Raw genomic sequence first — 640 nt, 5'->3', positions numbered from 1 at the left:
CCGGGTATTGAGCTGGAGAGCCCCAGAAAGGCAGCAGGCTAAACAACTCACTGGCCCTGCTGGTGCCGATCTTTACTCCCAGGGCTCCACATATTAAAAAGACCGCAATGATGAGATAATGACCCCAACCTCTCAACATAGACAGCGGGTAGGTGCTCAATACGCCAACCATGATGCCCAGCAAAAGCCCGGCGATACCGCCTAAAAGGATGTCAATAGAGGTAGTTTCCAATATTTCATTTAAACGTCGTACCCCTTTGCGGCAATAACCCACTAATCCATTCAACATCAGATATGAGACCAATACTCCACCAGCGATAAAGACTATCTTCTCGATAGTTGTACCCCGGTTCCACAGGCCTGCCAGCTGACTGACCCAGTACACCCCCAGAAGGGCGGCCAGCAAGACTGCAGTGGAAATTCTTGGACTGGTATACATATTCTTCACCTCCATATCCTTATTCTGATATGGTGGGGAAGGATTTATACGGTATCTAGAAAATTCTTCTAAATCCTGAAGCGGCCTGACCTTTGAATTGGCCGCATTGACAAACATTTTAGCCCCAGTCTATAATTAAACAAATCACAAAGAAAAGGGGGCAGGTCTCATTGTGAAGGACTTGATTTGTGATGAATTCCA

The 640-nt window shown here is 46.7% G+C and carries 1 pseudogene; it reads right to left on the bottom strand.

The features are described 5' to 3' along the window. A pseudogene (locus B3W37_RS04180) lies at nt 1-439 on the bottom strand (hypothetical protein); the annotation flags it as partial. Between the last annotated feature and the right edge of the window lie 201 nt (nt 440-640).

This window comes from Syntrophomonas sp. UBA5494, assembly GCF_002426325.1.
This window is presented reverse-complemented; position numbering and strand designations above follow the sequence as displayed.